The organism is Enterobacter sp. TCD1-1 (assembly GCF_020567405.1).
Lineage (GTDB): Bacteria > Pseudomonadota > Gammaproteobacteria > Enterobacterales > Enterobacteriaceae > Enterobacter > Enterobacter quasiroggenkampii.
In genome coordinates, this window is record NZ_JAJCXF010000005.1 from 124,265 (window position 1) to 137,498 (window position 13,234).

A 13,234-nucleotide genomic window follows, 5' to 3' on the forward strand; every position below is an offset into this window, starting at 1 on the left:
TGCCTGCCGTGACATCTAATTACACCATTCCCGCCTTGAGGATTGCGCATAAATCGTGCATAACTCCCTTATGTGCGTTTTGCGGGATGGAAGACCATGAAATTTATTGGAAAGCTACTCGTCTATCTTTTAGTAGCCCTGCTCATTGTGATGCTGGCGCTCTATATTCTGCTCCAGACCCGCTGGGGTGCGGCTCAGGTCAGCAGCTGGGTAACGGTAAATACCGACTACGAACTCAGTTTCGACAAGATGAATCACCGCTTTTCGTCGCCTTCCCACCTCATTCTGGAAAACGTCACCTTCGGTCGGGACGGAAAACCCGCCACCCTGGTAGCCAAAAAAGTGGATATCGGCCTGAGTAGCCGCCAGATAACCGATCCGCTGCACGTGGACACCATCGCCCTGTTCGACGGCACGCTGAACCTCTCCCCGCAGACCGCGCCGCTGCCTTTCCAGGCCGATCGTCTGCAGCTGAACAACATGGCGTTCAACAGCCCGCATACCGAATGGGATCTGAGCGCGCAGAAGGTGACGGGCGGCGTCAGCCCATGGCAGCCGGAAGCGGGCAACGTGCTGGGTAATCACGCGCAGATCCAGATGAGCGCAGGCTCGCTGACTCTGAACGGCGTACCGGCCACCAACGTGCTGATCGAGGGCCAGCTTAACGGCAAGGAGGTGGTGCTGAACACGATTGGTGCCGATATGGCCCGCGGCTCACTCACCGGCTCCGCCCTGCGCAACGCCGACGGGAGCTGGATTATCGACACCATGCGCCTGAACGAAATCCGCCTGCAGAGCGATAAAACGCTGACCGCGTTCTTCGCGCCGCTGGCCACTATCCCCTCTCTGCAGATTGGTCGTCTGGACGTGACCGACGCCCGGCTTCAGGGCCCGGACTGGGCGGTGACCGATCTCGATTTAAGCCTGCGCAACCTGACGCTAAGCAAAGGCGACTGGCAGAGCCAGGAGGGCCGTCTGTCGATGAACGCCAGCGAGTTTATCTACGGCTCGCTGCATCTGTTTGACCCGATCCTGAATGCGGAGTTTTCCCCGCAGGGTATGGCGCTGCGTCAGTTCACATCCCGCTGGGAAGGCGGCATGGTGCGCACGTCCGGTAACTGGCTACGCGACGGCAAAGCGCTGGTGCTGGACGATGTCGCCATCGCCGGGCTGGAGTACACCCTGCCGCAGAACTGGAAAACGCTGTGGATGGCGCCTCTACCGGAATGGCTGAACAGCGTCACGCTGCAAAAATTCGGCCTGAGCCGCAACCTGGTGATCGACATCGATCCTGCCTTCCCGTGGCAGATCACTTCTCTGGATGGCTATGGCGCAAACCTGCAGCTTGTGAAAGATCGTCAGTGGGGCGTCTGGGGCGGCAGCGCGACCCTGAACGGCGCGGCGGCGACCTTTAACCGCGTCGACGTACGTCGTCCGTCGCTGGCGCTGAATGCCAATGCCGCCACGGTGAATATTACCGACCTCAGCGCGTTTACCGAAAAAGGCATTCTGGAAGCGACGGCGACCGTTTCACAACTCCCGCAGCGGCAGACCGCAGTGAGCCTGAACGGGCGCGGCGTACCGCTCAATGTGCTGCAACAGTGGGGCTGGCCTGCGCTGCCGATTGCAGGCGATGGCAATATTCAGCTCACCGCCAGCGGCAGCGTGCAGGCCAGTGCGCCGCTGAAGCCAACGGTGAATGGGAAGCTGAGCGCGGTGAATATGGATAAGCAGCAGGTAGAGCAGACGATGACGGGCGGCGAGGTTTCAACGCCTGTGCAATAAACAAGCCGGGTGGCGGCTACGCCTTACCCGGCCTACATGGGATTGTAGGCCCGGTAAGCGAAGCGCCACCGGGCATTTTCCACCTCAGAGCTGAACCACCACCTCATTCCCTTCGGCTTTCACCACCACGCCCCATTCGCTGCCCGCCTGCGAACCGCCCTTCACGCCGCTCACCGTCTGCACGTTGCGCAAACACACCGACCAGTTTTGCGCGTCTCCCGTGCCGGTAAAGGTCACGATGTCGCCCTGGCGTGATGCCTTCAGCGTAAACGCCACCGCGCCGTCCGCCGAAGGCACTTCGCTCACCGCCGTTGCGCCATCATCCAGGTTAAACAGCTGGAAGGCCGTCCCCTCATTCCACGCGTAGTCCGGTTTCTGATTATTGTTGCCCAGCGCCAGCAGCGTGTTGTCGCGCACGTAGACCGGCAGGCTCATGAAATCGTGCTGCTGCTTATGCCAGCGGCCGCCATGGATTTCGTCGTTGTGCCACAGGTGCGTCCAGCCCCCTTCCGGCAGGTAGAACTGCACGTCGCCCGCCTCGGAGATCACCGGCGCCACCATTAACGAATCCCCCAGCATGTACTGACGGTCGAGGTAATCGCACGCCGGATCGTCCGGGAACTCCAGCATCATCGCCCGCAGCATCGGCGTGCCGAACTCGCGCGCCAGCGTCGCCTGATGGTACAGATACGGCATCAGCTGGCACTTCAGCTGCGTGAAGTGGCGCACCACGTCGCAGGACTCGTCATCGTACGCCCACGGCACGCGGTAGGATTTGCTGCCATGCAGGCGGCTGTGGCTGGAGAACAGCCCGAACGCGCACCAGCGCTTGTAGACGTGCGCCGGGGCGGTGTTTTCGAACCCGCCGATATCGTGGCTCCAGAATCCAAAACCGGACAGGCCAATCGACAGCCCGCCGCGCAGGCTTTCCGCCATTGATTCGTAGTTGGCGTAGCAGTCGCCGCCCCAGTGCACCGGGAACTGCTGCGCCCCCACGGACGCGGAGCGGGCAAACAGCACCGCCTCTTCCTCACCCACCGTCTCTTTCAGCACGTTCCACACCAGCTCGTTATAGATGTAGGCGTAATGGTTGTGCATCTTCTGCGGATCGGACCCGTCGAACCACTGCACGTCAGTTGGGATACGCTCGCCGAAGTCGGTCTTGAAGCAGTCGACGCCGATATCCACCAGGCCTTTCAGTTTGTCGGCATACCACCGGCACGCGTCCGGGTTGGTGAAGTCGTAAATCGCCAGCCCCGGCTGCCATTTGTCCCACTGCCACAGGGAGCTGTCCGGGCGCTTGAGCAGGTAGCCTTTATCTTTCAGCTCACGGAAGATCGGCGACTTCTGGCCAATGTACGGGTTAATCCACACGCAAACCTTCAGCCCTTTCTCCTTCAGGCGGCGGATCATTCCTTCAGGGTCCGGGAAGGTCACCGGATCCCACTCGAAGTCACACCACTGGAAGGCCTTCATCCAGAAGCAGTCGAAGTGGAAGACGTGCAGCGGCAGGTCGCGCTCGGCCATACCGTCGATAAAGCTGTTCACCGTCGCTTCGTCGTAATTGGTGGTGAACGAGGTGGTGAGCCACAGGCCGAACGACCAGGCAGGCGGCAGCGCCGGACGCCCGGTGAACTGCGTATAGCGGTTCAGCACCTCTTTCGGCGTCGGACCGTCGATCACGAAGTACTCGAGATATTCGCCTTCAACGCTGAACTGCATCTTAGAGACTTTCTCAGATCCCACTTCAAACGAGACGTTTTCAGGATGATTCACCAGCACGCCGTAGCCGCGGTTGGTCAGGTAGAACGGGATATTTTTATAGGACTGCTCGGTGCTGGTGCCGCCGTCGCGGTTCCAGGTTTCGACCGTCTGGCCGTTGCGCACCAGCGCGGTGAAGCGCTCGCCCAGACCATAGACCGTTTCCCCCACGCCCAGATCCAGACGCTCAAAAACGTAATTGCGGTGGGTATTGCTGTCCTGCACGTAGCCGTTATTTTTCAGCTGGCTGCCGGTAATACGCTGGCCGTTGCGCAGGAAGTCCAGCGCCCAGAACTCGCCTTTGGTGACGCGCACGCTGACGCTGCCGCTTTTCAGCTCAGCAAATTCGGCGTTGTTTTCGATCTCAACCTTCACGTCTTTCAGGACGTTCAGCGGATAATGTGGACCGTTGTTCAGGGCGCCCTGGAAGTGCTCGATGCGCACCCCGACAATCCCTTCCTGTGGAGCAAACAGGCGCACCGTGAACATCAACGTGTCGAGTTGCCAGGTGCGTTCGCGCACGTCGCGCGGCGCCACATACACCACCAGGTCATTACCCTGCTGCTCCACGTCGAACACCTGAACCGGATAGGTCACATTCAGGCCCGGTTGAATAAGCCAGTTTCCATCACTGATTTTCATGCTTTCGTCCTCTTAGTTCTGTAATTCTTTGCTGACCGGCAGGGTTTCAAATTCCTGCTGATTACGGCGCGCGCCCTGTGCCAGCTCGCCCAGGATTTTGGTCAGGAAGGGGGTTTTCAGCGTGTAGTAGCGTTTGGCGATGATGGCGCTCAGCACATAGCAGACCGCCGGGGCCAGGGTAAACAGGCCGATAATGATGCTGATGGTCGCGCTGTTCTGGGTTTTGGCCGCCGCGTCGTAGCCGCCGCCTGCCAGCATCCAGCCGATCATCGCCCCACCCAGCGCCAGACCCAGCTTCAGCACGAACAGCGTGCCTGCAAAGCTGATGCCGGTCAGGCGCTTGCCGTTGGTCCATTCACCGTAGTCGACGGTATCGGACATCATGACCCACTGGATCGGCGTCACCAGCTGGTGCAGCACACCAATGACGAAGATAAAGGCGAACATCACCACGGTGGCATGCATCGGGACGAAGAACATCGCCACGCTGACCACCGCCAGCGCGGCGTTGGTCCACCAGAAGATGCTGACCTTGCACTTCCAGTCGGTGAGCGGTTTCGCCAGCGCGGAGCCAATCAGGTTGCCGACGCAGTAGGTGGTGAGGAACGCGACGAACACTTCCGGCGAGCCCATGATCCAGGTGCAGTAGTACATCATCGCGCCGCCGCGCACGCAGACGGCAAGGATGTTAAGGATGGTCAGCACGCCTACGATGCGCCACTGGTCGTTTTGCCAGATATCGCGCAGGTCTTCGCGCATGGAGGTGGTGCTCGGGGGCACCTGGATACGCTCTTTGGTGGTGAAGAAGCAGAACGCCAGCATCAGGAACGCGACCACCGACAGCACGGCGATGCCGCCCTGGAAGCCGAACGCCTTATCGTCGCCGCCAATCAGCTTCACCAGCGGCATCATCAGCACCGTGGAGAGCATGCCGCCCGCGGTCGCCAGCACAAAGCGCCAGGACTGAAGGGAGATACGCTGCGTCGGGTCACTGGTGATCACGCCGCCCAGCGCGCAGTAAGGAATATTGACCACGGTATAGAGCAGGGTCAGCAGCGTGTAAGTCACGGCGGCATAAACCATTTTGCCGTTGAGGCTGAGGTCCGGCGTGGTGTAGGCCAGCACGCAGACGATGCCGAACGGGATCGCGCCAAACAAAATCCACGGTCGGAACTTGCCCCAGCGGCTGCGGGTGCGGTCGGCAATCAGCCCCATGCACGGGTCGGAGATCGCATCCAGCGCGCGCGCCAGCAGGAACATGGTGCCGACAAATCCGGCGGGAATGCCGAAAATATCGGTATAGAAAAACATCATGTACAACATGACGTTATCAAAAATGATGTGGCTGGCGGCGTCTCCCATGCCGTAGCCAATCTTCTCTTTTACTGACAATACTTCGCTCATCTTTTTTTATCCTTCACGCTATAGGGGGCGCTGAGACCGGTTACAGTGTTTTTAAACCATTGTTTCTTGAGCGGGTATTGCGTTTTCTGGTTAGCAGATTACGTTTCTTGTTTTTTGTGATCGCGGTAAATATTGGGGAGCACGAAGGGCTAACATGAGGATTTTCTTAGGAATTAACTGAAACAGGGGGGTGCAGGTCAAAAGAGAGGTGAAAAAAGTGGTGTGGGGTATGTGGTAAATGCCTGAAAGTAGCTATAATGCGCCCCGCCTCCATGTAGCAATGCAGGCGCGGAAGATCGTCATCTCCGGTGAGGTGGCTGGACTTCAAATCCAGTTGGGGACGCCAGCGTTCCCGGGCAGGTTCGACTCCTGTGATCTTCCGCCAAAATGTCCATTTGTATCCATAAATGATCCTCACCAATTTTTATAGCTCCTAATCCGTAAAAATCACTCTTAAAATGAATTCGCCATACTACTCTTTGATAAATTATGATATAAGAATAATAATTCTATATATATTTAGTTCACGGAAATCATATGAAGCTTACTAACCTCAATTCAATTATTTCCATAATCGCGGGAATAATTGCTTGCATCACAGGGATATATGCCATTAACAAACCAACACCTGTACTTACAGCTTATTTGACGGATAGTATATTTTATACACCTCCACAATATGATAAACTCATGTTGAAGGTTATTGCCGAATCGGGTTACAAAAAAATTTATGATCGAATTGATAGCATAGCAAACAATACAGAATTCGAAGAGAAATCAAAACTTGTTGATGATATTAGAAAATCTATTCTAACCCCATTTAACTCTCCTTTTCAAAATGGATTAGAAGAGTATAGGAAATTAATTTTTATAAGCTTATATAATTCAGGAGATGCAACAGCCAAAAATGTATATATTGACTTTCCCGAGAAAGTCTTAGTCATGGTTGAAGATGACAAGAAAGAAAAATTTGAAAAACCTGATATAATTTCTCGCTTAACAGTCCCATCAATAAGGCAAAATGGAAATTATCGAATCTGGGCATGGGCGAAAAACGATAAGTTTGATAAAAAATCCATTATAATTGGAAACGAAGAACAAATAGCAAAAATTGAGTATGGCGAAATCCATTTTGGTAGGGCGTCAGATTTTGCATCTTTTTATGAGAATAATGAAAGAATTATAAAGACCGTTTTCATAATGATAATTTTTTTAATTACTTTGTTATTGAGTTACCATAGCTTAAAATTTATTAGGTCAACACTGAAAACGAAGTAAAAATTTATCCTTCTGGCTCAACATCTATCATTCGCAATTCCTCCCTCGCCAGTTCCTTCAACCAACTGGCGAGGCTAACCCCTTCCTCAGCCGCAACCACATCCAACAATTCCTTCAATGCCGGATCAATTCGCCTTTTTAAAGTGTGGAGATTGCCTGCCGCCTTTTGCTTTTTTCACGCGATATAATTGGCCTCTGGACACCTATATCCCCTGTATTTATATGAAAAAAGCAGCGCCTGCTGAAACAAGCCGAAGGTGAGAAAGATATTATCGGCTTATTAAAATGGGATAAGCAGGCTAAGCGCTAATCCCGGTATCCCTGCCCAGCTTCATATGCAGCAACGGAAACGGATTCCCCTGCCCGTCCTGTTCCGAGCGCCCGACCTGCTCAAACCCCATATGGCGATAAAACGCGACGCCCTGCGGGTTCTGCTCATTCACATCCACTTCGTTCGCGCCGAACACTGCGATGGCGTGTTGCAGCAGCAATTTCCCGACGCCCTTACCCCGGCTCGCATTGTCAACAAACAGCATTTCAATGCGGTTTTCATACACGCCTAAAAAACCGTGAATAACGCCTGCGTCATCCTGGGCCATCACGACGGTGAGGTTAGGCAGGTACGCGTTGAGCAATAACGGGCGCAGCGCCGCGATATCGCTTTCCTGTAAAAAGTGATGGGTGGCGCGGACGGAGGATTCCCAGATCGCAACCAGACGTTCGAAGTGTGAGGGGAGTGCGGTTTCTATTTTCATGGGGGGATCATTATAGAGCGTGGCGATTAAATCAAGTATCCAGAAGCATGGAGGTAATAAACTGAAGACCTTAAATGCAGTTATAAACTCTCGTACACCTGAAAGCCGAGAGCGTATCAGGGAAATGGCCCGGAAGTTGGTTCAGGAAACTGGGCAGAAGATAGATCATGACAAGCAAGAATCATCATCAGGGAATGAGAACAAGGAAAAGAGTCAATCTTTCATGGCAGTTGTTCGGTTTAACCGAACAACTGAGGAACAGTGAATATTGTAGTGGACTGCTCCCTCTCACCCTAACCCTCTCCCTCAGGGAGAGGGAACCGATAGTGCGGTTTGTACCCCCACACAGCTCGCGCTAAACCCTAATCTCCATCACCGCATACACCCCGTCCTTCGGCACCACCACGGTGACGTTTTCCACCGGCACGCCCGCCGCGAGGTGGATGTCCTGCAGCTGCTGCAGCGTCCTCGGGTGAATATCCTCCCAGCCAATACCCCGCAGCACAAAGTCAATGTGCGGGCTGCTGGTCAGCATGTTCGACACAATCACCGCCCCGCCGGGTTTGACCAGCCGCAGCGCGCGCTGGAGGAAAATCACCGCATCGGTATCGCTGAAGTATTCAAAAATCCCCAGCGCGTCGACCAGTTCGGCCTGATGCTCGCCCAGCTCCAGCAGCAGGTCCTCGTTACGCACCAGCGTATGGAGCAGGTTGCGCCTGAGCAGCGTCAGCTGTTCGCCCACCACAATGCCTTCCTGCGCCGCCATGGTTTCCGCCCAGCTCAGCGCTACGGGGTCTTTGTCCACCAGCGTGAGATAGACCTGCTGGCCATCAAGCTTTGCTTCACGTAGCGCCTCCAGCACCGGAATGGCGGCGCCGCTCGCGAGGCTGACCCAGTTGTTCTCGCTCTCATTGTGAATGTACTTATCCACCAGCGCGGCCAGCACCCGGGCGCGGGAACGCACGCCGATGGCATCATTTGCGTGGATAAACCACTGGCGGCTGTCGCTGTCCATTTTTGTTCCATCGGGCAGGCGGTCTTCCAGCGGGTTTTGCACCACAAACAGCGCCAGCGCGGAGGGGACCAGCCGGGTGCGCCACGCGGTGAGGGCCGGGCGGTTACGGAAGGCCTGTTCGGAATAGCGGTTCTGGGTGACAAGCACGGCCTGCCCGCCCTCGTCGTATTCCACCCGCGGCGGACGGAGCGCTGGCTCGGCTTTCAGGGCGCGGTCAAGGGAGGCGATCTCACGGGCAGCATCGTCTTTCATCGGCCACTGGTCGCTGACGTCGGGAAATGACGCGCCGAAAATCGTCATATTTTCCGGCGCATCGCCGCGAAAAGGCTGCCAGTTCATGTCGTCTTCTCCCCGTTAGGCTTTTAACGGAAGTCTATCCAGGCCAGCCAGTAATGCCCCAGGAAGAAAGCACGATTTTTATTGCTTCACCCACACCAGTTGGTCAACCCGGAAGCCCAGACTGCGCGCGGTATTCAGGTAATCCTGCTTCACCGCATCCGGGATGGTCGGCGTACGCGACAGGATCCACAGGTAATCACGGTTCGGGCCGCTGACCAGCGCGTACTGGTACTTATCGTCGAGTCTGATCACGTTATAGCCGCCGTAGAACGGGCCGAAGAAGGAGACCTTCAGCGCGGCGGTGGTCGGCTCGCCGGTAAAGTACGCTTTCCCCTCGCTCTCGTTCCACTTGTTCTTCACCGGATCGTAGCCCCGGTTAAGCACGCTGATACCGCCGTCGCTGCGCTTGCCGTAGGTCGCCGTCACCTGCTCCAGGCCGCGTTCGAAGCGGTTTTCCAGACGGGCGACTTCGTACCATTTGCCGAGATAGCGGCTGGCGTCAAAGTGGGTAATAGGCTGAACGCCTTTCGGCGGCGTGGGGGATTTACAGGCGACCAGCGTCAAAGCAATCGCAACACCGGTCACAACAGGCCATAGCTTCATGAGAATTCCTTTCATTTGCACGGTTGGATGTTAAGTGTAGTGCACCGTTTCGGCGCTTCATCCCGTTCGGGAAAATTCGTAGTATATTGAGAGTATTCCTCCACTCTGGACACGGACATGGCTTACTCCATCGGCGAATTCGCCAGACTCAGCGGCATCACCGCCACCACCCTGCGGGCGTGGCAGCGTCGCTATGGTTTACTCAAGCCACAGCGCACGGAAGGCGGCCATCGCCAGTACAGCGATGAGGATGTCCAGCAGGCGCTCAAAATCCTCGACTGGGTAAAAAAAGGCGTCCCGATCGGCCAGGTCAAACCGCTGCTGGAACGCCCGACGCCGGGCCGGACCAACAACTGGCAAACCCTGCAGCAGAACATGCTGCAACGCCTGCAGGACGGCAAAGTCGAGTCCCTGCGCCAGATGATTTACGACGCCGGACGCGAGTACCCAAGACCCGAACTGGTCGCGAACGTGCTGCGCCCGCTGCGCAGCCAGGTATCCGCCAACGTGGCCGCCGCCATGACCCTGCGCGCAATCCTCGACGGCATCATCATCGCCTACACCTCGTTTTGTCTCGAGGGTGATAAAAAAGCGCCGGGCGATAATATTCTGCTCAGCGGCTGGCACCTGAACGACGCCTGTGAGATCTGGCTCGAAGCCTTAACGCGCACCGGACAGGGACACCGAATCGACATTTTGCCCTCGCCTCCGGCCGCGCTGGCCCCGGAAATTTTCCCGGAGCGCAAATGGCTTCTGGTCACCAGCGGTAAGCTCACCGCGGCGCGGAAAAAGCAGGTGGAGCAGTGGCAGCAGCAGGTATCGCTTGAAGTGATTATCCTCTGATCATTTTCTCCTGCGGGAATCTTCACGAAAAGTTGAATATTTTCCCGCGCCGCAGATGCTAACGTTTTCCTGTGACGAATAACTCCACAGGAAAACACCATGAAAAAAACTACCCCTCTGCTGATGCTGGCCGCGATGGCCTTTACCCCTGCCGCCTTTAGCGCCGCTCCTGCTGGCACCCTGAGCGTACACATCCTCGACCAGCAAACCGGCACGCCTCCACCGGGCGTCACCGTCACGCTGGAAAAGCAGCAGCAGGACAAATGGACCCCGATCGCCAGCGGTAAAACTGACCAGGATGGACGCATCAAATCGCTCTATCCGCAGGACCAGGACATGCAGCCTGGCGTGTATAAAGTGACCTTCAAAACCGCAGAGTACTTCCACGGCAAAAAGCTCGACTCCTTCTTCCCGGAGATCCCGGTGCTGTTTACCGTGACGCGCACCAACGAGAAGCTGCATATCCCGCTTCTGCTGAGCCAGTACGGTTACTCGACCTATAAGGGCAGCTAAGACGCATTGATTCTAAAGGAATAAAAAAAATAGTTCCGCTAATACTTGGACAAATTAGTCATGTTGTGTAAGTTTTAATTATATGAACGGGAGGACGACACCATGACGACGAAACCAGTGCTGGGTATTAGCGGATGTTTGACCGGATCCGCCGTTCGCTTTGACGGCGGACACAAGCGTATGGGCTTCGTCATGGATGAGCTGGCCCAGTGGGTGAATTTCAGGCCCGTCTGCCCGGAAATGGCCATCGGCCTGCCGACCCCTCGCCCGGCGCTGCGTCTGATCATGACGGAACACGGTGAAACGCAGATGCGTTTTAGCCATGCGCCTCACGAAGACGTTACGCAGAAAATGGCGGACTTTACGGCAGATTTTTTGCCGAAAATTGGCGATCTCGCTGGTTTTATCGTCTGTGCTAAATCCCCAAGCTGCGGCATGGAACGCGTGCGTCTGTATGATGAAAACGGCAACCGGGGCCGCAAGGAGGGTGTCGGGCTGTTCACCGCCGCCCTCCTTGAAACCTGGCCGTGGCTGCCCGTGGAAGAGGATGGACGCTTGCACGATCCGGTGCTGCGGGAAAATTTTGTCGAACGTGTTTTTGCCCTGCACGAACTGAACACGCTGCGTAAAAATGGCCTCACGCGCCGCGCGCTGCTGGACTTCCACAGCCGTTACAAACTCCAGCTGCTGGCGCACCATCAGGCGGGTTACCGTGAAATCGGCCCGTTCGTTGCCTCGCTGCACGAGTGGGAAGACCTGGACGCCTTCTTCGTGGCGTACCGGGAAAAGCTGATGACCATCCTGAAAAAACCCGCTTCGCGTAAGAATCACACCAACGTGCTGATGCATATTCAGGGCTATTTTCGTAACCAGCTGAACACCCGCCAGCGCGGCGAGCTGCGCGACGTGATCCTGCATTATCGCAACGGACAGTTGCCTATCCTCGCCCCGATCACGCTGCTGAAGCACTACCTGGCCGAATACCCCGACCGGTATCTGATGACGCAAAACTACTTTGATCCCTATCCTGATGATTTGGGTCTGCGTCTGGCAGTCAAGTGATCATAAAAATGCGAAGGCCCCATTGACCCTTAGAGGCCCAAAGCAGTACCCCGTTTAGACGACATCCTCACTGTCGTCTCTTTTTTGCATTTCATCTCAAAGACTGTGATTATATACAGGCTTATTCTGCGAAAGGGGCCTGCCTGTGATCAATACCCTGCACATTCAAAATTACCGCTCCATCCGCGAGATGTCGCTGGAGCTGGAGCAGCTCAATATCGTCTTCGGGCCGAACGGGACCGGAAAATCGAATATCTACAAGGCGATACACCTGATGCACAGCGCCGCGCAGGGGCAGTTTTCCCAGGCGCTGGCGAACGAGGGCGGCATTCTGAAGGTGTTCTGGGCAGGTAAAACCCGTAGCGACCAGCTGCGGCGGATGAACCTCGCGGTAGAAACAGAGGCCTACGAATACGAGCTGCAGGTCGGGTTTGTGGAGAAGCTGCCCTATCCCTCGCAGTTTCAGCTCGACCCGGTGATCAAAGAGGAGTCCATCTGGCTGAGCGGCCAGCACCGTCGACCTTCGTCACAGCTGATGAAGCGTAAGAACCAGGCGGTGTTTCTGAACAGCGTGCATCACGAGAAGGTGACCCACAGCGGCACGCTGTACGAGAACGAATCGGTATTCGGACAGCTCGGCGAACCACACCTTTACCCGGAAGTGTCGCAGATGCGCGAGTCCCTGCGTAACTGGCGCTTTTATCATGAGTTTTCTGTATCAATCGGCTCGGCGATGCGGGCCCCGCAGGTCGGTTTCCGCTCCCCGGTGCTGGCCAGCGACGGCGCTAACCTGGCGGCCGCGTTTCAGACCATCGTCGAGATTGGCGACGAGCTGCTGCTGATGCGCATCCTTGACCAGGCCTTCCCCGGCTGCGTGTTTTACAGCGACAACACCGGCGGACGTTTCCGGATGATGATGCAGCGCGAGGGGCTGAGCAGACCGCTGGAACCAGCGGAGTTTTCCGACGGTACCCTGCGCTTCCTGTGCCTGGCGGTAGCGCTGTTAAGCCCCCGCCCACCGGCGTTTATCGCGTTGAACGAACCGGAAAACAGCCTGCACCCGCAGATGCTGCCTGCCCTGGCGAGCTTAATCGCCGAGGCCAGCCGCTACTCGCAGATCTGGCTCACCAGCCACTCGCCGGAGCTGGCAAAGTTGATTGAGAAGCAGCGATCGTTTTCGCTGTATCAGCTGTCGATGGCGGAGGGGGAGACGCGGGTGGAGAGGCTGGGGTAG

General features: G+C 56.3%; 11 protein-coding genes, 1 tRNA gene and 1 pseudogene. 7 read left to right on the forward strand and 6 right to left on the reverse strand.

All coding sequences use genetic code 11. The features are described 5' to 3' along the window. The first annotated feature begins 96 nt into the window (after nucleotides 1–96). Entirely contained in the window at nucleotides 97–1,785 is a 1,689-nt protein-coding gene (locus LJA86_RS18400; RefSeq protein ID WP_229226551.1) for an AsmA family protein, read from the forward strand. Between the two features lie 84 nt (nucleotides 1,786–1,869). On the opposite strand, the gene yicI is transcribed toward LJA86_RS18400, so the two are convergent. Continuing rightward, a complete protein-coding gene (yicI, locus tag LJA86_RS18405; RefSeq protein ID WP_229226552.1) occupies nucleotides 1,870–4,188 on the reverse strand; it encodes an alpha-xylosidase in 2,319 nt (772 codons plus the stop codon). Between the two features lie 12 nt (nucleotides 4,189–4,200). After that, on the reverse strand, nucleotides 4,201–5,592 hold the full coding sequence (locus LJA86_RS18410; RefSeq protein WP_063622793.1) for a glycoside-pentoside-hexuronide family transporter: 1,392 nt from the start codon (nucleotides 5,590–5,592) through the stop codon (nucleotides 4,201–4,203). 290 nt (nucleotides 5,593–5,882) lie between these two features. Between LJA86_RS18410 and LJA86_RS18415 the strand changes: the two genes are divergently transcribed. Both LJA86_RS18415 and LJA86_RS18420 read left to right on the forward strand, forming a co-directional pair. Continuing rightward, nucleotides 5,883–5,977 (forward strand) — tRNA-Sec (locus LJA86_RS18415). A 152-nt stretch (nucleotides 5,978–6,129) separates the two neighbouring features. Further along, nucleotides 6,130–6,870 (forward strand): hypothetical protein, encoded by a 741-nt coding sequence (locus LJA86_RS18420; RefSeq protein WP_196352864.1) that lies wholly within the window; start codon nucleotides 6,130–6,132, stop codon nucleotides 6,868–6,870. A 4-nt stretch (nucleotides 6,871–6,874) separates the two neighbouring features. On the opposite strand, the pseudogene LJA86_RS18425 reads toward LJA86_RS18420, so the two are convergent. The 4 genes and pseudogenes from LJA86_RS18425 to LJA86_RS18440 all read right to left on the reverse strand — a co-directional run bounded on the left by LJA86_RS18425 (nucleotide 6,875) and on the right by LJA86_RS18440 (nucleotide 9,582). After that, nucleotides 6,875–7,073, reverse strand: a pseudogene (locus tag LJA86_RS18425) (hypothetical protein). A gap of 96 nt (nucleotides 7,074–7,169) precedes the next feature. Further along, nucleotides 7,170–7,625, reverse strand: a complete 456-nt coding sequence (locus LJA86_RS18430) for an acetyltransferase (RefSeq protein WP_048226516.1) — start codon at nucleotides 7,623–7,625, stop codon at nucleotides 7,170–7,172. A gap of 355 nt (nucleotides 7,626–7,980) precedes the next feature. Next, the gene (locus tag LJA86_RS18435; protein WP_229226553.1) at nucleotides 7,981–8,979 is read right to left on the reverse strand and encodes a class I SAM-dependent methyltransferase; all 999 of its coding nucleotides are present in this window, start codon (nucleotides 8,977–8,979) and stop codon (nucleotides 7,981–7,983) included. 78 nt (nucleotides 8,980–9,057) lie between these two features. Continuing rightward, complete coding sequence (locus LJA86_RS18440; protein WP_063622787.1) at nucleotides 9,058–9,582, reverse strand: lipocalin family protein; 525 nt, start codon at nucleotides 9,580–9,582, stop codon at nucleotides 9,058–9,060. 117 nt (nucleotides 9,583–9,699) lie between these two features. Between LJA86_RS18440 and LJA86_RS18445 the strand changes: the two genes are divergently transcribed. From LJA86_RS18445 to LJA86_RS18460, 4 genes are all read left to right on the forward strand, one after another. Continuing rightward, the gene (locus LJA86_RS18445) at nucleotides 9,700–10,425 is read left to right on the forward strand and encodes a MerR family transcriptional regulator (protein WP_048030818.1); all 726 of its coding nucleotides are present in this window, start codon (nucleotides 9,700–9,702) and stop codon (nucleotides 10,423–10,425) included. Nucleotides 10,426–10,524: 99 nt separating this feature from the next. After that, a complete protein-coding gene (gene uraH / locus LJA86_RS18450; RefSeq protein ID WP_048226512.1) occupies nucleotides 10,525–10,938 on the forward strand; it encodes a hydroxyisourate hydrolase in 414 nt (137 codons plus the stop codon). Nucleotides 10,939–11,040: 102 nt separating this feature from the next. After that, nucleotides 11,041–12,000 carry a YbgA family protein gene (locus tag LJA86_RS18455; RefSeq protein ID WP_104949775.1) on the forward strand — a complete coding sequence of 320 codons (960 nt, stop codon included), beginning with the start codon at nucleotides 11,041–11,043 and terminating at the stop codon, nucleotides 11,998–12,000. A 145-nt stretch (nucleotides 12,001–12,145) separates the two neighbouring features. Then, entirely contained in the window at nucleotides 12,146–13,234 is a 1,089-nt protein-coding gene (locus LJA86_RS18460) for an AAA family ATPase (RefSeq protein WP_229226554.1), read from the forward strand.

Coding starts and splice junctions, on each gene's coding strand:
- LJA86_RS18455 (WP_104949775.1), top strand. CDS start 11,041: ATGACGACGAAACCAGTGCTGGGTATTAGCGGATGTTTGACCGGATCC.
- LJA86_RS18430 (WP_048226516.1), bottom strand. CDS start 7,625: ATGAAAATAGAAACCGCACTCCCCTCACACTTCGAACGTCTGGTTGCG.
- yicI (WP_229226552.1), bottom strand. CDS start 4,188: ATGAAAATCAGTGATGGAAACTGGCTTATTCAACCGGGCCTGAATGTG.
- uraH (WP_048226512.1), top strand. CDS start 10,525: ATGAAAAAAACTACCCCTCTGCTGATGCTGGCCGCGATGGCCTTTACC.
- LJA86_RS18445 (WP_048030818.1), top strand. CDS start 9,700: ATGGCTTACTCCATCGGCGAATTCGCCAGACTCAGCGGCATCACCGCC.
- LJA86_RS18440 (WP_063622787.1), bottom strand. CDS start 9,582: ATGAAGCTATGGCCTGTTGTGACCGGTGTTGCGATTGCTTTGACGCTG.
- LJA86_RS18435 (WP_229226553.1), bottom strand. CDS start 8,979: ATGAACTGGCAGCCTTTTCGCGGCGATGCGCCGGAAAATATGACGATT.
- LJA86_RS18400 (WP_229226551.1), top strand. CDS start 97: ATGAAATTTATTGGAAAGCTACTCGTCTATCTTTTAGTAGCCCTGCTC.
- LJA86_RS18410 (WP_063622793.1), bottom strand. CDS start 5,592: ATGAGCGAAGTATTGTCAGTAAAAGAGAAGATTGGCTACGGCATGGGA.
- LJA86_RS18420 (WP_196352864.1), top strand. CDS start 6,130: ATGAAGCTTACTAACCTCAATTCAATTATTTCCATAATCGCGGGAATA.